The organism is Ruegeria sp. HKCCD7296, from assembly GCF_013110775.1.
Lineage (GTDB): Bacteria > Pseudomonadota > Alphaproteobacteria > Rhodobacterales > Rhodobacteraceae > Ruegeria.
In genome coordinates this window covers 159,913-178,348 of record NZ_WVRF01000008.1, presented here as the reverse complement: position 1 = coordinate 178,348, position 18,436 = coordinate 159,913, and the positions used below count along the sequence as shown (strand labels likewise).

Annotated in this window: 19 protein-coding genes and 1 tRNA gene; 8 read left to right on the top strand and 12 right to left on the bottom strand. The window is 56.3% G+C overall.

Annotated features, from left to right (window positions below; all coding sequences use genetic code 11):
- Positions 1–273: 273 nt before the first annotated feature.
- Positions 274–1,062, bottom strand: coding sequence for an adenylate/guanylate cyclase domain-containing protein (locus GS632_RS13055; RefSeq protein ID WP_171721996.1), 789 nt, complete (start codon positions 1,060–1,062; stop codon positions 274–276).
- A 212-nt stretch (positions 1,063–1,274) separates the two neighbouring features.
- On the opposite strand from GS632_RS13055, the gene GS632_RS13050 reads away from it, so the two are divergent.
- Positions 1,275–1,979: a hypothetical protein gene (locus GS632_RS13050; protein WP_171721997.1), complete on the top strand. Its 705-nt coding sequence runs from the start codon at positions 1,275–1,277 to the stop codon at positions 1,977–1,979.
- A 204-nt stretch (positions 1,980–2,183) separates the two neighbouring features.
- Here GS632_RS13050 and GS632_RS13045 read toward each other — a convergent pair whose 3' ends face one another.
- From GS632_RS13045 to GS632_RS13025, 5 genes are all read right to left on the bottom strand, one after another.
- Positions 2,184–3,311, bottom strand: coding sequence for an HlyD family secretion protein (locus GS632_RS13045; protein ID WP_170422152.1), 1,128 nt, complete (start codon positions 3,309–3,311; stop codon positions 2,184–2,186).
- Positions 3,308–3,583: a DUF3302 domain-containing protein gene (locus GS632_RS22370; RefSeq protein ID WP_170422179.1), complete on the bottom strand. Its 276-nt coding sequence runs from the start codon at positions 3,581–3,583 to the stop codon at positions 3,308–3,310. Before GS632_RS22370 ends, GS632_RS13045 begins: the two co-directional genes overlap by 4 nt.
- A 140-nt stretch (positions 3,584–3,723) precedes the next feature.
- On the bottom strand, positions 3,724–4,236 hold the full coding sequence (locus GS632_RS13035) for a DUF1269 domain-containing protein (RefSeq protein WP_171721998.1): 513 nt from the start codon (positions 4,234–4,236) through the stop codon (positions 3,724–3,726).
- 326 nt (positions 4,237–4,562) lie between these two features.
- Positions 4,563–6,200 (bottom strand): DUF1254 domain-containing protein, encoded by a 1,638-nt coding sequence (locus GS632_RS13030; protein ID WP_170612385.1) that lies wholly within the window; start codon positions 6,198–6,200, stop codon positions 4,563–4,565.
- A 96-nt stretch (positions 6,201–6,296) separates the two neighbouring features.
- Complete coding sequence (locus GS632_RS13025) at positions 6,297–8,648, bottom strand: arylsulfatase (protein ID WP_371810052.1); 2,352 nt, start codon at positions 8,646–8,648, stop codon at positions 6,297–6,299.
- Between the two features lie 402 nt (positions 8,649–9,050).
- On the opposite strand from GS632_RS13025, the gene GS632_RS13020 reads away from it, so the two are divergent.
- From GS632_RS13020 to GS632_RS13000, 5 genes are all read left to right on the top strand, one after another.
- Complete coding sequence (locus tag GS632_RS13020) at positions 9,051–9,920, top strand: AraC family transcriptional regulator (protein WP_170619890.1); 870 nt, start codon at positions 9,051–9,053, stop codon at positions 9,918–9,920.
- A 338-nt stretch (positions 9,921–10,258) separates the two neighbouring features.
- Positions 10,259–10,684 carry a hypothetical protein gene (locus tag GS632_RS13015; protein WP_170502233.1) on the top strand — a complete coding sequence of 142 codons (426 nt, stop codon included), beginning with the start codon at positions 10,259–10,261 and terminating at the stop codon, positions 10,682–10,684.
- Between the two features lies 1 nt (position 10,685).
- A complete protein-coding gene (locus tag GS632_RS13010) occupies positions 10,686–11,618 on the top strand; it encodes a terminase large subunit domain-containing protein (protein ID WP_170546752.1) in 933 nt (310 codons plus the stop codon).
- Positions 11,618–12,406 (top strand): hypothetical protein, encoded by a 789-nt coding sequence (locus GS632_RS13005; protein ID WP_170502229.1) that lies wholly within the window; start codon positions 11,618–11,620, stop codon positions 12,404–12,406. Before GS632_RS13010 ends, GS632_RS13005 begins: the two co-directional genes overlap by 1 nt.
- A complete protein-coding gene (locus GS632_RS13000; RefSeq protein ID WP_171721999.1) occupies positions 12,406–12,930 on the top strand; it encodes a hypothetical protein in 525 nt (174 codons plus the stop codon). Before GS632_RS13005 ends, GS632_RS13000 begins: the two co-directional genes overlap by 1 nt.
- Before the next feature lie 142 nt (positions 12,931–13,072).
- Here the strand turns inward: GS632_RS13000 and GS632_RS12995 are convergent.
- The 6 genes from GS632_RS12995 to GS632_RS12970 form a co-directional block, all read right to left on the bottom strand.
- Positions 13,073–13,147, bottom strand: a tRNA-Phe gene (locus GS632_RS12995).
- A 79-nt stretch (positions 13,148–13,226) separates the two neighbouring features.
- On the bottom strand, positions 13,227–13,409 hold the full coding sequence (locus GS632_RS12990; RefSeq protein ID WP_171175802.1) for a DNA gyrase inhibitor YacG: 183 nt from the start codon (positions 13,407–13,409) through the stop codon (positions 13,227–13,229).
- Positions 13,406–14,428 (bottom strand): ribonuclease E/G, encoded by a 1,023-nt coding sequence (locus tag GS632_RS12985; protein WP_171238623.1) that lies wholly within the window; start codon positions 14,426–14,428, stop codon positions 13,406–13,408. Before GS632_RS12985 ends, GS632_RS12990 begins: the two co-directional genes overlap by 4 nt.
- On the bottom strand, positions 14,425–15,003 hold the full coding sequence (locus GS632_RS12980; RefSeq protein WP_171238622.1) for a nucleoside triphosphate pyrophosphatase: 579 nt from the start codon (positions 15,001–15,003) through the stop codon (positions 14,425–14,427). The genes GS632_RS12985 and GS632_RS12980 overlap by 4 nt, the downstream gene beginning before the upstream one ends.
- A gap of 11 nt (positions 15,004–15,014) precedes the next feature.
- A complete protein-coding gene (gene infA, locus GS632_RS12975; RefSeq protein ID WP_005978431.1) occupies positions 15,015–15,233 on the bottom strand; it encodes a translation initiation factor IF-1 in 219 nt (72 codons plus the stop codon).
- A 91-nt stretch (positions 15,234–15,324) separates the two neighbouring features.
- Positions 15,325–16,200: a carbon-nitrogen hydrolase family protein gene (locus GS632_RS12970; RefSeq protein ID WP_171238621.1), complete on the bottom strand. Its 876-nt coding sequence runs from the start codon at positions 16,198–16,200 to the stop codon at positions 15,325–15,327.
- Positions 16,201–16,471: 271 nt separating this feature from the next.
- Between GS632_RS12970 and GS632_RS12965 the strand changes: the two genes are divergently transcribed.
- Together GS632_RS12965 and GS632_RS12960 are read left to right on the top strand one after the other, a co-directional pair.
- Positions 16,472–17,683, top strand: a complete 1,212-nt coding sequence (locus GS632_RS12965) for a GTP-binding protein (protein ID WP_171722000.1) — start codon at positions 16,472–16,474, stop codon at positions 17,681–17,683.
- Entirely contained in the window at positions 17,680–18,333 is a 654-nt protein-coding gene (locus GS632_RS12960; RefSeq protein WP_171238619.1) for a DUF1826 domain-containing protein, read from the top strand. Before GS632_RS12965 ends, GS632_RS12960 begins: the two co-directional genes overlap by 4 nt.
- The last annotated feature ends 103 nt before the right edge of the window (positions 18,334–18,436 follow it).

Here is an 18,436-nt window from a genome sequence, read left to right as displayed (position 1 = left end):
GCCTTTGGCACAGAGCTCTTAAAGACTTCTCGTGAAATGACCCGCGATTTTCCCATCCTCGCCACGAGAGGAACACTTCGAATTTAGATCTTTCTGGCGATGCTTGTGGTAGACTTGGTACTAAGGTTGCCCGTTTTCTGGCTCGGACTGAAGATACGCCGCTATCCGAAGCAATGCCCGTTTTTGGTTGGCCTGATTTGACGGGGGCAATTTGATTGCAAGCGCATGATTGGCCTGAGGCCCATCGGAATGATGGTTTGCTGCGCTTCTCATTCATTTCCTCTCGAAACGGTAAACACCATCCCAAGCGGCCGGTGGTTTAAACGCAAAACTGCTGCAACGTTCGATAAAGACATCTACAAGACGCTTGTTAGCTGCGATTTCTCGATGCCTCTGGAGGGCGTCTAATGCATCAGCCCATTTTCCAGACTGATACAAGGCATAGCATGCGCGCCATTCTTCGAGTTCGCGTTTCTTGGCTGCGCTCACCAGAAAACCACCCTCATCATCTTTTTCCGCGATTAGTTCAAAGATACGACTAGGAAAGCTAGTCCCGGCAGGCACGACAAAGTCAATTTCGCGCAGCAAAAACCTGTTCTTGACATGAACAGCCACGTCTTCCGATATAAGAATCCTTGTACCGTAAACTTTGTTCAACCCTTCTAGTCTGGAAGCAAAATTAACGGCAGCACCAAGCGCAGTGTATTGCAATCTTGAGAGAGACCCGACATTACCGACCACTACGCGACCGGTGTGTAGGCCAAAACGTGTGTGCAACGGACGTAAGGGTAACGCTCCATTGTCAGAATTGAGTTTCGCCTCAGCCAGTAAACACGCCAAAGCTGCTCGACAAGCATGAACAGGGTGATCAGAATCATCGAGTGGAGCGTTCCATAGAGCCATAATGGCATCTCCAATGTACTTATCCACTGTACCCTGATTACCGGATATCTCTTTTTCCATTGCTTCGAAATACTCGGACAAAGCAGACATCAGAACTTCGGGTTCAAGTCCCTCGGTCTGGCGCGTAAACCCTTTGTGCGCATCGCTTTCCCACTGCATGATGCCGTCTTAATCGAGTGCGATCTCATTGAGGTTGAGGAACTGGTCCCGCTGGTAGCCCAAGTTATGGAAAATGCTGCCAAGGCAGTCTTGGGCCATCCAATCCCCGTCGAAGTAGATGTGATCCGACCTGGTCAGAACATGCGCGGAGCGAAAGGCGATGCAATGTGGAAGATCGTTGAGGCCGCGCTTCCGCGTCACCGGAGACGCGAATGACCAGGTTTCGCCGAATCTTGACCCCTGGCGAGAAGCCTGGAGAAGTCTTGGCGAAACAAACACGCGAGTATCGTACTAGAAACAAATCCGTGAAGTGGGGGGAATCAGACGAACTGTTGATCCTCGACCCGACTGTTGCTCGGGAAATTGCAAAAAACGGTATTCCGCAGGATGTCTCAATCACGCCGCTGGAGGACCACCATCTTTCAGATCTCGACCCTGCAACCGCCAGGATTCTTATTCAAAGGTCTTCCGCCAAACGGTCGGGTGAGCGTCCGGAAGGTGGACGGGAGGTGTTCGGGAACCGGACACCCGGGTCTAGTTTGTTTATTGGTTTAATTAGTGGTCTGAAAACCGAAAGCCCTGTTCGAGGCAATGCGACTGGCTATGACAGGGTGACAGAGCAGGTGTCTGCCCGTTTCGAACCGGCCACACGGCTGATCCTGGCTCTCATTCGACATGCTGAGTTGCGTAAGGTCGACACGTTCAGACTACAGACCCGGCATTATGTTGCTGCGGGCTTGGCCAGCCGCGGGGCGCGTTCCAGGGCGCTTCGGTCCTTAGAAAAGAAACGACTTATTCGCGTGTTCCGGGAGCCAGGCCGGCATCCTGTGATCGAACTGAACAAAGATCACCGCGGATTGGTCATACCATGGCCCAACGACTTTCTTCAGGCAGTTCAAACTGATCGTCCGACATGACGTCTCGTTGTCCGCTTTTGGACGCCTAGCAGACCCGACGTTGCAACAAGCCAACGTCTGCTATGCGGACAAAGCCGACATTACGAAAATCATTCAAATGCCTCTCAGTGGTCCAAAGTGGATCACCAAACCACAGTCTAGAAATCTCCGCTTAAAGTGTTTGTTTAAGCCAAGTAGCAAGTAAGCTTCGCAACTATTGAACTTCTAAATGTCCGGGCGGATGTAGTTCAAGATTGAGTTCATCCGAATGATGACCTTACGAATAACATGTGTGGCGGACGCGCTTTCTGTGTAAATCGCCGCGATTCCGGCGGCACCAGGCGGGATCTCATCTAGGATGTTTGGATCGTCGAGAACTATCCTTACAATGAACGGTTCGCTCGCGATCTGACCTGCCTGATACACCGTACCGGTCACCTGCGCTTGCCCTTGCGAGGCAATGTCGAGCACGGTTTCGACGGTACCTGTTATCAACACACCTGGCATTGTTTTGAAAGCCACTTCGACAGGCTGACCCACTTCGATGTGGCGGAGATAAATCTGATGGACTTCGGCGATCACAACTTTTTCGGCTGTGTCGACAAACACTCCCGCTGGAGCAAAGGGAAACGTAACCACGCGCTGACCTTCAGTAATCGCGAGATTGGTCAGGTATCCCTCTGATGGCGCACGGATAATCGTCTGTTCAAGATTCCATTCAGCCTGGTTAAGGGACGCTCTGGCCTCAGCCAGTTTCGCGACTTCACCGTCATCTGTGAGGGCACTGATTTCCACCTCGGCACGTGACACGGCAGATCGAGCTTGATCTACAGCGCCTTCCGCAGCTTCCAGGCTGGCTTCTGTTGATTCGAGTCGGCTTTGAGAGATCGTACCGCTGACGGCCAACCTGCTGTCATCTTCAAAACGTAGTTTTGCGAGGTCCCGTTGCGCAAGAGCCTGACGTAATTGGGCTTGTGCTGAGGCAAGCGCATCTTGGTCCTGACGAACCTGTGCCTCAACCCGCGCCAGGGTGGCTTCCGCCTGTCGAGCGGCTATCTCGAAGGGCTCCGGATCGAGGCGAAAAAGTACTTCACCTTCTTCCAGCGGAACGTTTGGTTTCGCTGCAACTTCGATCACCTGTCCCGCAACATTCGGAACAATCTGGGTGGCGCGTGTTAGGACCTTTATCGGTCCTGAAGGAGCGCCCCACTGCATTGGAATGAAAAGAAAGATCAACAGCACGACCATCCACACAATCGTTGAAAGCCATGTGGCCTTGGTGTTGGGTAGAACCTTCATCTTTACGAGAACGAACAAAACCGCGACATAAGCTAGGGTTAGAAAGACAATCATGCGGTCTCTCCTGAATCCGCACGTCTGCCCCCGCTCGATTCAATCTGTTTTGACAATGGCGACCTTGTGAAAGCCCATATCAAAGCGAGCGGCCAGAAAACCCCAAAAGTCAGAGCTCCGACCCAACCTGCGACATTGATCGCGTCCCGTTGTGGATGACTGCGCTCTGTGGCGATTTTGCCTGGCAACATGGCCAGGTAAATGAACCCGACCAGAAATGTGAGGATCAACACAATCAGCACGATCCACGCAAAAATATCCAATCCACTCATTTCGATTTTCTCCAGCAGCCCCAACCTCTTGTGTCGACCACCGGACCTTCAGCAAAGTATGGCGGACAGTTCGAGCGGTTACAGATTTTATGCGGATCAGTGTGGCCGATCCGCACGATCGACGGTCAATTAGCCTATGGCTAGGCTTGCGTACTCAATGCGGCGCGCAGCTCTTTTTCATCACTGACCGATAAGGATGTTTCGATCACTTCGCCCTTGAGGCCCTCGAGTTCGTTGAGCAGCTTTGTCGGACGGCTGGTCCAGCCGATCATTGCAAGCGCAGAGGTATCTGGCTTCAGTTTGGAACCGAGCATAGCCGCCAGACGGTCTTCGTCATCGGCCTGATCGAGGGCTCCGGCCAGTTTTCCCATCCCGGTTCCAGCAGCCGCCCCAAGTAGCAGGCCAGCCGCCGGATTGCCTGCCAGCGCACCAATCATTACGCCTGTCAGGCTACCCATCGCACCTCCGCCGAGCATACCAGTCGCGGTGAGCGTGTCAGAGTTCTTGATCCGGATGTCGCCAGCTTCATTCCGCGTAATCACTATGAACTCATTAATGTCGGCCTCCCATTCCTTCGACATTTTCGCGACGCGAAGTAGCGCCTCGTCCGCGGCATGACGGCCTTCAAAAAGTATGATGACAAGGTTGGACATTGGTTCTCTCCCTTTGAAATTTTGAAGCCAGTGAACGCGACGTCTTTGATAAACTTACCGTTTGCGTTGTGATCGGGAGTAAATCGAACGCCCCAATCGTATCCAAGCCGGGTTCATTTCACGGAGACATCGACGGTCTCGACACGGTGAATACTCGGCAACCGATAGGATCCATCATTGAACTCAGCATGCGCCCCTTAGGCTCGGACTTAAAGAAAACAGCTGCGACTTTGAGTGACGGCATGGTTGATTGACTAACATCAGAGTTGACCTTGCATGTTAAAAGAGCAGCAGGGGCGCAGGACGCCGCCCCCGCCTGACGGCGATCAGTCGCCGCTTACCAGCTCGAACTCACCGGGCCGCCAGGACTTGTCGAAGAACGCCTTCTCGGGGAAGTAGAGGCGCAAGAAGGTGAACCAGCCCTTTTTCGGATCGGTCTCGATCCAGTTGCCCCGCTCCACACCTTCCGGCTGTTCCGGCGCGAACCAAATGGTTGTCGAACCGTCCTCGTTTTCCACGGCTGCCGGGCTCGGGTAGGTCTGACTGCCCGCACGCGGATAGCGCTGCGATGTCTGCAGCATCCCGCGTGATTGGTTGTCGTAGACCGTCATCGACCAGAAGCGCGCCGCGGGAATGTCCGGCGGTAGATCCAGCTTGTAGGTCTTGGCGCCGTCGAACGGGTTACCATCGGAATCGACATTGGCAATCAGGTACTGCGAGCCGATGTTTTCGAGCCGCATGATCATCGCCGGTGTCACGCCAGTAGCGGTGTAGAACCACGACGTCCGCGAATGATACTTGCGCGCGCCTTTGTCCTCCAACGGCTTGATCTCTCCGTCTTCGACCACACCCGGCGGGTTCATGAAGTCATAGCCACCTGCCCAAAGACTTGCCCACCAGGCCGAGTCCTCATCGTAGTATCGGAAATGGTCCCTGGGATGTGCGCCCATGCCAAGGGTACGGGCCCCGGCGTTGCCGACCGCGACTGCCTCATCAAGGATCCGTCTCATCCGCTCATCCGGATTGAACTCTTCACCCTTCACGATGCCAATTGCAGCTGCTTGCCCTGCAAGCTCGACATCAAACGAAGAGGCAGGTTCCATCTGGATCACTTCGTGAAGCCACTCGTAATGGGTGAAATCGTTCGGTGGGATGGTGTTGAACGACACGCCAGTGCCGTTGACGAACCGAGGAGAAGGATGTTCCGTGGTTACACCGGCGATTGGCGCTTCGCCCAACAGAAATGACCCGATGCTCGTGCCCGTTCCACCCGGAACATAGGGGTAGATCTTGGTGTATTCTTTGACCGTGTCCATCGGTGGCTTTGGGTCATTGTCCTCAAGGAACGCACGCCCCAGCATGAAGACCCGGTTCGTGCGGGAATGGGCCACATAGTAGCCGCCTTCGGGCAGTACGCCATCATATCCCGGGGGCACCAGCAAATACCGGCCGCCTTCACCGCGGTCAGGGCCGGGGAAGCCGAAATCGATGACCCAACGGAACCACATGTCATCGAAGATGCCCAGCACATTAGGCGGGGTCTCGACAACCATGGGGCCATCGTTCAGGTCGATGAATGACAGGAAATAGGGTGTGTCGGCATTCGCCGTGAGAAAGAGCGAATGCGCGTCCATCAGTTCTTCGAACAGCAGCACTTCGTTGTGCTGCACGCCGATGTCGAGAAAGCCTTTGTAGAAGCCGTGCATCGATACGACCTGGATCGTGTTCATGAAGGTCTCAATCCCGTGAAGGTAGTCGAGCTCATCCTGCACCTTCTGGGCTGTGTCTCCCGTCGGATAGCCGTCTTTGAACGTCAGAGTTCCGAGACGCGTCGATTCTACCTCGTCAGGCGTTGTGAGAAATTCTGGAATGGGTTCGTATTCGACCTCAGCGTAAGCCGGGCTCAATCCCGATACCGACAATGCCAGAATTATCGCGATGGATATGGTGGTTCTTCTTGTCATGAAGAGTGTTCTCCAGATTCGATTTGAGGGATAGCTGTTGATGTCTTCGTTGCGCAGACAGGGGCTGATGCCCCTGTCCACACCTGAACACCTCGGTTACCGCAACTTGACCTCGACCTTCTCCAGCGTGCCGGGGAAGTCGAAGGGCACGTGGTAGCTTTCGCTCACGGGTTCGCCCGCGTCGGAGCCGATGTCGAATGTCTCATCGAGCGAGATTCGGAAGCCCATGGTGCGCTCGACCCGACCCTCGCCAACGAGTTCATCGTTAACGAAAAGCTTGCCCATGCCGCCCTTGCCGACGCCGCCGCCATCATACTCGAACTCGTAGCGGATCGTGTGCTTGCCAGCCGACAGAGGGTCGCCCTCAATGTTGTAACGTTCAAGATTGGCAACATTGTAGGTGTAGACCGGCTTGCCATCGAGCACGTAGAACGCCCAGCCGCCGAACCGGCCGCCCTGGGTGACGAGCATCCCGTCATTGTCCCCGTCAGCGATCTCGATATGCGCCGTGATGGTGTGCGACTTGTTTTTGAAGTCGGGCGCGGTGCCTTCGGGAATGCGTGTCATGTTGTCGTAGTAGGTGAACTCTGTACGACCCGCCGTCAGGCTGGGGCGCAGCGAGACATCCATGCGCTCCACCTTGCTGCTGACAATCGGCAGCACGTCATATTTTGCTGCCTCGCCGTAGAACAGAAGCTGCAACTCTGCCAGTTTCTCGGGGTTCTCCGCGGCAAGGTTGTTGGCCTGGGTGAAGTCCTCGGCAACGTTATAGAGTTCCCAATCCCACTCGGTGATTACATCGGTCGGCTTTACCACGCTGACCCAGGGGGCTTCCGGCGGTGTGGTGGTCGCCATCCAGCCGTCACTGTAGATCGCGCGGTTGCCCAGCATTTCGAAATACTGGGTCCGGCGGGTTGAGGGTGCCTCCGCGTTATCGAAGGCATACATCATGCTGGTGCCCTCGATCTCGGACTGGGCCACCCCGTTGATCGAGGTCGGTGCTGGCAGGCCAGCCGCTTCGAGGATTGTCGGCATGATATCGATAACGTGGTGGAACTGATCACGGACCTCCCCCCGCGCTTCAATGCCAGCGGGCCAGCGGATGATCATGCCGTTGCGGGTCCCGCCAAAATGGCTGGCCACCTGCTTTGTCCATTGGAACGGCGTGTTCATCGCGTGCGCCCAGGCCGAGGGAAAGTGGCCGAACGTATTCGGTCCGCCCAGCTCATCGATGCGCGCATACGTGTCCTCGAAGGGCACGGGGATGTTGTTGAAGAACGTCATCTCGTTTAGCAATCCATCCGGGCTGCCCTCAGCCGACGCGCCGTTGTCACCCATCAGGTAGATAATCAACGTGTTGTCGAGTTCGCCGGTTTCCTCGACCGCGTCGATGATGCGGTTGATCTGGTAGTCCATGTGCGACAGCGCCCCGGCATAGACCTCCATCATGCGGGCATAGAGCTCTTTCTGCTGATCATTCAGCGAATCCCAGGCACGAAGCTGTTCCGGACGCGGCGTAAGCACAGCATCCTGTGGAATGATGCCGCGCTCTTTCTGACGCGCGAAGGACTCTTCGCGTACGGCGTCCCAGCCCTGATCAAACTGGCCTTTGAACCTGTCGATCCACTCTTGCGGGGCGTGGTGCGGCGCGTGACTTGTGCCCGGCGCGTAGTAGACGAAGAAGGGCTTTTCCGGTGCGAGCGCGTGCTGTTCCCGGATGTAGTTGATGGCCCGGTCGGCCATGTCCTCATCCAGGTGGTAATCATCGGTGTTCGGCGGCTCAATCGGCTTGGTGCCGTCAAAGATCGCGGGCGTGAACTGGCTTGTGTCGCCACCGATGAAGCCAAAGAACTGCTCGAAACCAAGCCCCGTCGGCCACAGGTCGAACGGCCCGGCCTGGCTCGACTGCCAGTCCGGCACGTTGTGGTTCTTGCCATACCAAGCGGTGTTGTACCCGTTGCCTTTCAGGATCTCGGCAATGGTGCCGTTCTCTTTTGGCATCAGCGAGTTGTAGCCCGGGAAACCAGTGCCCAGCTCCATAATGACGCCGGTTGAGTTGGAATGGTGATTGCGCCCGGAAATCAGCGCCGATCGGGTCGGAGAGCAAAGTGCCGTCGTGTGCATCCGGGTGAACAGGAGGCCATCCTCGGCAAGCCGATCATAGGCTTCGGTTGGCACGGGACCACCAAAGGCAGTCGGCGCGCCAAAGCCCACATCGTCCGGCATGATCAAGAGAACATTGGGCGCACCCTCGGGTGCGGACACCTGCCGCGGAAAATCGAGACTCGAGTCCGAGGTGCGGAGCGCGATATGGCCACCAAACTCAGTCATTGGGACCGGCAAGACCGAGCGATCCCAGTCATCTTGGGCCACAGCTGGCGCGGCAGTCAGGGCGAGCGTTCCTGCCAAGAGCGCCATGGGCAACCTGGTCAGTTCAAAAAGTTTCACGGCTGTCTCCTCCTTTTGATTTGAACTGCGCGACGCACCTCGTTTTGTCAGACTGCTTCCATGTCGCGCGGCATGAAGCGCGAGCCAGAATGAAACCGCTACCTTTTGGCAGCGCTCTTCGTAGGACATGTCCGGGAGGCGCCGCGTCGAGTTCTTTTTGCTGCAGTGTTGTAGGCACAAATCGCTTAGTCTAAGAATCAACACTAGCGCCCAAGGAACCAACTATTGTCTTCAAACACACGGGAAGATCGATCGTTTTGCCGTCCCGACGACTCGAGACAGGTCCGTGCGGGCCTGTTGCTGGGTTTGTTTAAGTGCCTGTCTGATCCCATGTTTGGTCTGGGGAAAGGTCTCTCCGCAGAGGTAGCGGGGCTCGATGTTCCGAATCAGGCGGAGCGTTGGATGCCCGACGGCACCTACCTAGAGGGCCTCGCCCGCATCGACCACCTCGATGATCTTGGCGGGATCATGCTGAGGGCAGGTATGGACCAAGAGTTCGCGGATATGGGGCTTTTCGGCAAAGCCGTCATTCATTCTGAGACTATCTGGGCCGCCCTCTGCATTCTGCGCGACACGGTTCCCTATATCGTTCCCGGGGTCAGTGTTGGCCTCCGAGTGCGAAGGGGTCGTTGTCGGTTCACGTACGTTCACCCCTTCGGCGTGGGCCCGGAAGCCTCGCTCGATGTGCAATACACAATCGGACTGATCTGCAACCTTCTCGCCCAGCGCACGGGCACACGCAGCGCGCATATCCGGGTGAGCTATCCCGGAGCGCGCGCTCACCACACAACATTTCTCAGTGGCGTGAGCCAGGTTTCGGAGGGTGATATCGGAACAGTTGAGTTCGATGATCACCTCTTGCGGACGCCGCTCAAACACTCCAGGCCCGACCTGTCCGATCTCCTTCTTTTGGCCATGGCAGAGGCGCCCGAAGTGCCCAATGCGTCCTGTGAGATGTCCGACCTCGTAACTCATTTGCAATACGCGTCATTGCGCACCAACCAGCGCCCTCTTGCGCAAACCGAAGTCGCTAACCTTCTCGACAAACCGCTCAGAACCCTCCAGGATGCCCTAAAAAAAGAGGGCAGCCGTTTTGATCGCCTCCGCGATGGCCCGCGCCATGCCATCGCGCGAGAGGCTTTACGGCAAGGCCGCGAAATTGACGAGGTCGCTCAAAGCATTGGTTTTTCGCACCGGCAGAACTTTTCTACGGCCTTCTCAAAGTGGGAGGGGTGCTCTCCATCAGAGTTCCGGTCGCGCGGAGGCACCTGACCCTCTTCTCTGGCTAGCAAAAGGCATTGAGCAGTGGAGTTTATAGCCACGAGACAACCGACCAGAAGCATTCAACGTGTACGCGAAAGGCTTACTTTGAGACACCATTACTGCTAGATAGCAGTGGAGCGATTTCCGTTTCGCGCTTAGTTCTGCCTGTTGCCGCGTCGAGTTCGAAGGTCCGCTTTGGGCTCGGAGCCGTCATTCGCTGCAGTGACTACGAACGTCCGCTTTCGGTGGTAGGCCCGATTGCTACTGCCCCGAAACTGACCCTATGCCGAGCAACCAAGTTCGTGCTATATTAGGTCAGTAATACTAACCTAACATAGGGGGCAACCATGGCTGGAAAAAGGAAGCCAGGTCCCGCGAAATCGCCGATTGGTCGACAAGTACGCGCAATGCTGGATGCAAGGTGCGTAGAGGAAGCAGTCGGTATAATCGATGCTGTTATCTGTGCCGCCAAAGGTGGAGACATCTCCGCGGCCCAAACACTGTTAAACCGGATCTATCCCCCTAGGAGGGGATGCCTGATCACATTCGAGCAGTTTCCAGTAAACGATGCCAAAGACATCAGGCTGGCCTACGATCATTACGAGCGACTGGCGGCGGACGGAAAGATCAGTACCGATGAGCTTGGACAACTTACCGCTCTTGTTGAGCGGAAGGCGAAGGCGTTTGAACTGATCGAGCAAGAATGCCGCATTCTGGAGCTGGAAGATCAGATTTCTGAATTGAAAGCAGGGCTGATGCCAAGGGTCGCCTGAGATGGCAAAGCGGGACCGGCAACTCACAAAACTGTCCGACGAAGTTGGGCGCCTTGGTGCCCTAATTAAAGCGGTAGCAATGGAGGGTTACGCCAGCCCATCGCGTTGGGCTGCTAAGGCATTGGGTCTTGAGCTGGACGATTGGCAAGCGGAAATCATGGAGGCCGAAGCAAATCGGATCTGTGTGGTGGCTAGCCGCCAATCCGGCAAGAGCACGGTTACCGCGGCTCGAGCGGCCTACACAGCTCGCATGAACCCCGGGTTTCGTATCGTGCTGGTTTCTCCAACTTTCCGGCAATCAAGCGCTCTGCGAACGAAAGTTGTGGGCTGCCTTCAAAGGGCTGAAGTGCACTATGGCCAATCGAGAGAAGAGATCCGACTCTTAAACGGCTCCAGCATCATTGCCCTGCCGGGAGATGATCCGGACAAAGTGCGTGGGGCCACAGCAGACCTGGTCATCATTGATGAATGCGCTTTTGTGAAAGAGAACGTTGCTGCGGCGATACTACCGATGTTGACTTCAACAGGCGGCGATTTGATCGCTGTCAGCACACCAAATGGACCGCAGGGACTGTTTCACGAATTGGCGTCGGATAAGGATGTGCACGTGATCAATGTACCGGCGGAACGCATTGCTCGGTTTGACGAGGGCACGCTTTCCGATCTTCGCACTCGCCTTGGTCCCGCCCGAGCTTCACAAGAACTCGACTGCGCCTTTGTGGTGGCGAACCGTTCCGTTTTCGACGCCAACGCGCTGGCCGCGATGTTTGGGGACGGCGTAGCAACTGCTCCAGATTTAAGCGAGATCAAATCGGCAGCTGCGAAAGAAGATCGTGATATCGCCGCCCAAGAGGAATCGGCCAGACGCAGAAAGAAACATAGCGAACTGAGCGAACAACGGCGTTCATACACGGATATGTGGGGAGTCTTCTAATGGCCCTATCGGATCGGACATCGAAGCACGTTGCTTTCGGCAGGATTCTCACCGCTGGTGGGGGAGGACCTAACCAACCGGTGGTAGTGATCTGCTCGTCTAGCGTCTGGACTGCCGACGGGCAAAGCAAGGACGGCTTTGCTTGGACGCTGCAGCCCGCAACCCTTGTTCCACATTGGTGCGTCGTCCGAGATGGCGATGCCCGCACAATCCGGGATATCGTCGACGCTGATCTCGAAACATGGCGCGAGAGCCGCAATCCCTCGGCACCTGCTGTGGTTCTAAGTGATGTTGGTCAGAACCTTGCCGCATCTGATCTCCTAACAAGCCGCTCTGGCTGGGAAGATCCGACGACTTTCGCAAACGTCCTTGTCAATGGTTCGACATCTGATGGCATTGCGTACGACGTACATGGCCGACAAATTATCGGCGCCAGATTTCTTGTGTCTTGGTTTGATCGAATGCTCTGGAAGAACCCGAACGGCATCAGCCCACCACTGGGGGCATTTGGTGCGCCATGGGTTCAAGACAGGATCGTCCTGGCCTTCGATGCGAACGAGTACTCGGTTCCCAACGGCGGGCTTACGTGGGAGGCCGTCGGTCGCGGTGCAGCGTCTACCGAAACTCTGATCCGGCGCCATGGCATCGGCGACGCGGATACCCTGGCGGGCCTCTCGGCAGACGAAACGGTAGCAATTGCGCTAATGTTGCAATTTTGGGCGGCCTATAATCATGCGCCGGTCAGAAACGCGGGGCCAATTCACTATCGTGCCCCACACCTGGTCTGATGATTGTTGCCGGTCTCGATCTTGCAAAGCGTTCAGACCATTCTGCACTGGTCATAATCGAAGCCATTGAAACTATGAAGGTGACGCACGCGTTGCGGCTGCCACACCGTCCTTACCGCGAGCAGATAGAGCTTCTCAAGCCAGCCCTGTCCGGTGTTGATCACCTTGCCTTTGACAGCACGGGCGTTGGTGATGCCGTGGGCGAGATGCTATCGGATATCAATGCAACAGGAGTGGTGACAACCGGTTGCAGCCGCAAACTTAAGATTTGCGAGGATGGTCGGATCATGATTTCCAAGCAGTCACTGATCGGAGGCATAAGCTCGGCTTTGGCTTGCGGGCAGCTAAGAGTTGCCTCCAACGCTCCGGGACGCGCAGACCTAGCTGCTGAAATGACAGCTTTCGTAACGATTCCCAGATCTAGGAAGATAGAAGCCCGTCAAGGTCATCATGACGATCTGGTTATGGCGTTAGGATTAGCGGTATTGGCCGCGAACCCTACCGTGTTTGCAGCCATGTTCTAAGGCCTAAGTTCGCAGGCATTGTTGCCAAACTCGTTATTCACGGTTCCAGTCATACCAAAACATAAGTGGAGGACCAATTGGAGGACTGAGAACATGTCCACCACTACAAGTCATTTAAATAATACAATTTTTAATCATATAGTGGTGCCCGGGGGCGGAATCGAACCACCGACACGAGGATTTTCAATCCACTGCTCTACCCCTGAGCTACCCGGGCACGGGAACGATGTACATCGTTGGGTGGGGGCGTTCTATGACTTGCTACCGGCAGTGTCCAGAGGCTTTTTTACATTTTTTCAATGCGGTCGTTTTGGCATAAGGTCTTGGGCTTCAGCCTCGGCTTCAAGGTCCTCTTCGCGTTGCGATGGGACAGCATATGAGCCGTTCAGCCACTTGGCCAGATCAATGTCCGCGCAGCGTTTTGAGCAGAAAGGGCGGAACTTTTGCACCGTGTCTTCTCCGCAAATCGGACAGCTCATTTCAGGATCTCCGCCAGCGGCAAGCGGCTGCGTTTGCGTTGCAATTCGAAATGCCCCAGCGGGGTCCAGCCTGCCAGGATCGTCTCATCCGGGTCCGATTTAAAGGCCGCTCGAAGGGCCGATTCAAAGCCACGCCGATCTTTTTTCGGCATCGGCGCCAGATCCAAGGTGATCTGCCCCGCCAACCCACGCACACGCAGAGCCCGCGGCAACAACTTGGCGCAAGCGAAATTGGCTTTGGTGCCCGCAGCGAGAGACGTATCTGAACCGGTATTCACATCCACTGCAACCAAGGCACGCGTGGGTTCGACATAAAGATGCCCACCGCCCGGCAAAAGCTCGGACGTACCGCGAGCCATATCGAGCGCATCCAAAACACCGTGACTTTCGAATCCCCCGGCCTGCGTGACAACCTCAGCCGGGTCGGTCCAGTCGCGCCAGGCGAGGATATGAGGGCCATCCCCTTCGCTCAGCACCTCTGTCTCTGTGCCATCGTCATTCATCACCTGATCCGCCTGGGCCAACATGGCTGAAATATCCTCGGCAATGTCATCGGCATCCGCACCTGCACAGCAGGAACGAAGGATCAGACCATAAGGGCTGTCGCCCATCTGTTCGTGTGCAATTTCCAACAACTGGTCGCGGGTATCGTCATCCCTGATGCTGCGCGAAATATTCAGACCCGGCGCTTCGGGCGTGACAATGGCATAACGGCTTTTGAATAGGATCCGGTTGCTGACAGGGATCGCTTTTCCTTGTTCGGCATAGCCACTCACCTGTACCAAAAGTAAAGCCCCCGGCGCCAAGCCTTTAACTTGACGCAAGAAAGCGGGCCCATCTGGCGTTGTCAGAAACATACCGCCCTGCCCTTTGACTGGGCGGTCTGCGCGGGCGCGGTAGATCGTGCCGGGCGTGGGCGCGTCAGCTGAAATCAGGAAATCATCGAGCTTTCCGTCAACCATAAGGGCCGCGGCTTCGCGGTCCTCGATGTGGTCCAGAACGATAGTGCGGCCCTTCATGGTGCCTCGCGATAAAGTGGATAGCCGATACCCTGCAACAGGGCGGCGGTTTCGGACAGAGGCAGTCCGACAATGCCGGTGAACGATCCCGAAATCCAGGGTATGAACGCACCTGCGGGGCCTTGAATGGCGTAAGCTCCAGCTTTGCCCTGCCAGTCCCCTGTCGCCAGATAAGCATTGATTTCGACATCGGACAGGCGTTTGACCCTCACCTGCGAGACCACGTCACGCTGTAGTATTCGATCCCCAGACCGTACAGCTACCGAGGTTATGACCCGGTGACGGCGACCGGACAATGCGTGCAGAAATTCGGCGGCCTGGCCCGCATCTTCGGGCTTTCCCAGAATGCGCCGCCCCAATGCGACCGTGGTATCTGCGCAAAGCGTGATGTCACCGCTATCCGCCTGCACCGCCAGCACTTTCTCGCGCGTTATCCGACTGCAATAAGGAACCGGAAGCTCTGCTTTCCGAGGCGTTTCGTCGATGTCAGGGGGGCGGATGGCATCGGGCTGCACACCAAGCTGGGCCAACAGGTCCAGCCGTCTCGGGCTGCCCGATCCTAGGATAAACGCCATTGCGGCAGGCGTTACTTGAAGCGGTAGTTGATCCGACCCTTGGTCAGATCATACGGGGTCATTTCGACCTGAACTTTGTCGCCGGCCAGAACACGGATGCGGTTCTTGCGCATCTTGCCTGCCGTATGTGCGATGATCTCATGGCCGTTTTCCAGCTCGACCCGAAACGTCGCATTAGGCAGGAGTTCCTTCACGACACCGGGAAATTCGAGCGTATCTTCCTTGGCCATGTTGTCTCCATCATTACGTTGCACCCGCAGAATCTGCGGGGATGAGCGCTTAAATGAGCCTATTTTGCCCTTATTTCAAGGGCGGAATCACCTAAAGGTCGGATATTGTGACCGATTCGACTCGGAGGGCTTGTTCTTCCCAATGCGTTCGGTTCAACACATGACCATCGGCACGGACTTCGGCAATGGCTGACAGATCGATCTCGGCATAGGTCCAGCCGGGCTGATTAAGCGTGCCCTCGGCCAGCACACCAGTGGCTGGAAAGCCTTTGTCAGGCGGGCCGAATATGCCGCCCGTACCAGTGTTTTTGTCCACGGCCTCGGACCAATCATTGTCACCTACCAGCGACGCCATAACTGTAACACATTGGTTTTCCAAGGCTCTTGACATCGCTCCGATACGAACCCGCCAATAACCCGAAAGAGCTTCGGTGCAAGACGGGACCAATATCAGATCCGCCTCGCTCAGCGCGCGGCCCAGCAAAGGGAATTCGCTGTCATAGCAGATGAGCACCCCGATCTTGCCCAGCGCGGTGTTGAACAGCTTCAGCGGACCACCGGGGGCAATGTCCCAATCTTCACGCTCGAACCGGGTCATGATCTGCTTGTCCTGATGGTCGCAAGCGCCGTCCGGCGCATAGAACGCGGCGCGGTTCACTGGACGACCGTGGCCATCCACAACCGGGGCGGAAGCGCCCAGAATATATGTGTTGTATGTCTTCGCAAGGCGGCTGTGCAGGGTTTGCACATCCCCCATCCGGTCAGACACAGCATGGATCGAACGTTCCAGATCGCCTGCCACGGCGACCCCGTCGAGGGTCGAAAGCTCCATAGCCCCGTATTCAGGAAAGACCAACAACTCGGCCCCCTGACCTGCGGCCTCAGCAACCCATCGGTCCAACTTGTCTTCGTACTGTGCCCAACTGTCGAGCCAGCTGAGATCGTAAGCAGCGGTGGCGACTTTCATGATTTCGTATCCAAAGGAACTCAGTCGGCGCGACACTAGAAGAGGACGGCGCGGTATGTACAGGGCATTTGTTTCCGCACCGTCCTTCTGACCCGCACCCAAGCGCTGTGGAGGTTTTACGAGACGCTGACCCAACGATCAAACGATATCCCGCCAAAAACCAGCTTGCCATCAACAATGTAATAACATTACATTATCGGCAATTTATAGCGGGGGAGGATAGGCAACCGCCTGTACCCCGAAACGAGCCATATACACAGGAGCACATTCCATGAGTGACACCCGACTTCCGGTCACAGTACTGTCCGGCTTTCTGGGCGCGGGCAAAACAACCCTCTTGAACCGCGTACTCAACAATCGCGATGGCCGCCGGGTGGCCGTGATTGTCAACGACATGTCCGAAGTGAATATCGACGCTGATCTCATACGCGCCGATACCGAGCTTTCCCGCACAGACGAGACACTGGTCGAAATGTCGAACGGCTGCATCTGCTGTACGCTGCGCGACGACCTGCTGGACGAGGTACGCAGACTGGCATCTGAAGGGAGGTTTGATTACCTGTTGATCGAATCCACCGGCATTTCCGAGCCTCTACCCGTAGCGGCCACTTTTGACTTCCGCGATGAGCTTGGCGAAAGCCTCTCGGACGTTTCACGCCTGGACACGATGGTGACGGTTGTAGATGCGTTGAACCTGCTCAAGGATTTCTCCAGCCATGATTTCCTACGCGACCGTGGCGAGACGATGGGCGAAGAAGATGAGCGCACGTTGGTACATTTGCTGACCGATCAGATCGAATTTGCAGATGTGGTCATTCTGAACAAAGTTTCTGACGCCGGACCAGATCGCGTGGATGCTGCGCGCAAGATCATCCGAAGCTTGAACGCGGACGCCCGGATCATCGAGACCAACCACTCGGACGTGGCCGCAGATGAAATTCTGGATACCGGGCTGTTCGACTTCGAAAAGGCGCATGAGCACCCGATGTGGGCCAAAGAACTTTATGGTTTTGCGGATCACGTGCCAGAGACCGAGGAATATGGCGTCACCAGCTATGTCTACCGTGCGCGGCAGCCCTTTATCCCTGAAAAGATCCTTGAAATCCTGAACGGCGATCTGCCCGGTGTGATCCGGGCCAAAGGCCATTTCTGGATCGCCACGCGCCCGGATTGGGTGGCCGAGTTTTCGCTGGCGGGTGCCCTGTCCTCGGTACAGCCGCTGGGCACTTGGTGGGCCACCGTGCCCGAAGACCGCCGCCCAGATCACGAAAGCGCACGAGCTTACATGCAGGCCCATTGGCAAGAGCCGTGGGGCGATCGGCGGCAAGAGATAGTGTTCATCGGCAGCGGTATTGATTGGCCCAGATTGAAAGCCCGGTTGGATGCTGCGCTGCTGCCCGCTGTCGCAGCAACTCGTCTGGAGGATCTACCCAATCTGGCAGACCCCTTCCCGATCTGGCGACGGGCAGAGGCTGCAGCATGAGTATTGTTCAAAACATCATCCAAGACGCCGCCATAGGGGTCGAGATTTGCACCACGCCCAACGACCTTTCAGCCATTCATCAACCCGGATGTGCTGCGGCAATTTGGAACCGGCAACCGCTGCAGGGTTTTCAATCCTGGCTAAACGGGATCGCGCCCGAACAACTGCCCAAGACCCGCGTGATCCTGCGCCCCGAGTTGGTGCGCGAGGCTGTTTCTGAAGTATGCGACGCGCGCGGCACCCCACCGGGTGCAGAGCGCGACCGGCTGGTGGACGACATTGCAGCGCTGTCTGATATCTTTGCCGGTCTGATGAACGCGAAATGGCTGCGGCTGCGGTTGGACGTGATAACGACCAATGCATGCCGCAGGTTCCACGTCGATGCCGTGACCGCGCGCCTCGTATGCACCTATAAGGGAACGGGAACGCAATATGGGGTCTCGACAGGTGGCGCAGACCCATCGCGCGTTTTCACGACCCCAACCGGCGCACCAATTCTGTTATGTGGCACGCTCTGGCCCGCACAACCAGACTCCGGTTTTCTGCACCGCTCGCCTCCGATTGAAGGCACGGGCGAGACGCGGTTGGTGCTTGTTCTGGATCCGGTCCTCGACCCTGAAAGTGAGTTTGACCCGATCTTAGGGCACTGAAAACAAATACCCGGGCATGCTCTGCCCGGGACCTACTCTATGTCCTGCACAGACGGGAACGTGAATTGGCATCTGCGGTCTGACGTGCTTGAATGTACGAAGG

Excerpts from the sequence above, each read along its gene's own strand:
- GS632_RS13055 (WP_171721996.1), bottom strand. The coding sequence starts at position 1,062 with ATGCAGTGGGAAAGCGATGCGCACAAAGGGTTTACGCGCCAGACCGAG.
- GS632_RS13050 (WP_171721997.1), top strand. The coding sequence starts at position 1,275 with ATGACCAGGTTTCGCCGAATCTTGACCCCTGGCGAGAAGCCTGGAGAA.
- GS632_RS13045 (WP_170422152.1), bottom strand. The coding sequence starts at position 3,311 with ATGATTGTCTTTCTAACCCTAGCTTATGTCGCGGTTTTGTTCGTTCTC.
- GS632_RS22370 (WP_170422179.1), bottom strand. The coding sequence starts at position 3,583 with ATGAGTGGATTGGATATTTTTGCGTGGATCGTGCTGATTGTGTTGATC.
- GS632_RS13035 (WP_171721998.1), bottom strand. The coding sequence starts at position 4,236 with ATGTCCAACCTTGTCATCATACTTTTTGAAGGCCGTCATGCCGCGGAC.
- GS632_RS13030 (WP_170612385.1), bottom strand. The coding sequence starts at position 6,200 with ATGACAAGAAGAACCACCATATCCATCGCGATAATTCTGGCATTGTCG.
- GS632_RS13020 (WP_170619890.1), top strand. The coding sequence starts at position 9,051 with ATGCCCGACGGCACCTACCTAGAGGGCCTCGCCCGCATCGACCACCTC.
- GS632_RS13015 (WP_170502233.1), top strand. The coding sequence starts at position 10,259 with ATGGCTGGAAAAAGGAAGCCAGGTCCCGCGAAATCGCCGATTGGTCGA.
- GS632_RS13010 (WP_170546752.1), top strand. The coding sequence starts at position 10,686 with ATGGCAAAGCGGGACCGGCAACTCACAAAACTGTCCGACGAAGTTGGG.
- GS632_RS13005 (WP_170502229.1), top strand. The coding sequence starts at position 11,618 with ATGGCCCTATCGGATCGGACATCGAAGCACGTTGCTTTCGGCAGGATT.
- GS632_RS13000 (WP_171721999.1), top strand. The coding sequence starts at position 12,406 with ATGATTGTTGCCGGTCTCGATCTTGCAAAGCGTTCAGACCATTCTGCA.
- GS632_RS12990 (WP_171175802.1), bottom strand. The coding sequence starts at position 13,409 with ATGAGCTGTCCGATTTGCGGAGAAGACACGGTGCAAAAGTTCCGCCCT.
- GS632_RS12985 (WP_171238623.1), bottom strand. The coding sequence starts at position 14,428 with ATGAAGGGCCGCACTATCGTTCTGGACCACATCGAGGACCGCGAAGCC.
- GS632_RS12980 (WP_171238622.1), bottom strand. The coding sequence starts at position 15,003 with ATGGCGTTTATCCTAGGATCGGGCAGCCCGAGACGGCTGGACCTGTTG.
- infA (WP_005978431.1), bottom strand. The coding sequence starts at position 15,233 with ATGGCCAAGGAAGATACGCTCGAATTTCCCGGTGTCGTGAAGGAACTC.
- GS632_RS12970 (WP_171238621.1), bottom strand. The coding sequence starts at position 16,200 with ATGAAAGTCGCCACCGCTGCTTACGATCTCAGCTGGCTCGACAGTTGG.
- GS632_RS12965 (WP_171722000.1), top strand. The coding sequence starts at position 16,472 with ATGAGTGACACCCGACTTCCGGTCACAGTACTGTCCGGCTTTCTGGGC.
- GS632_RS12960 (WP_171238619.1), top strand. The coding sequence starts at position 17,680 with ATGAGTATTGTTCAAAACATCATCCAAGACGCCGCCATAGGGGTCGAG.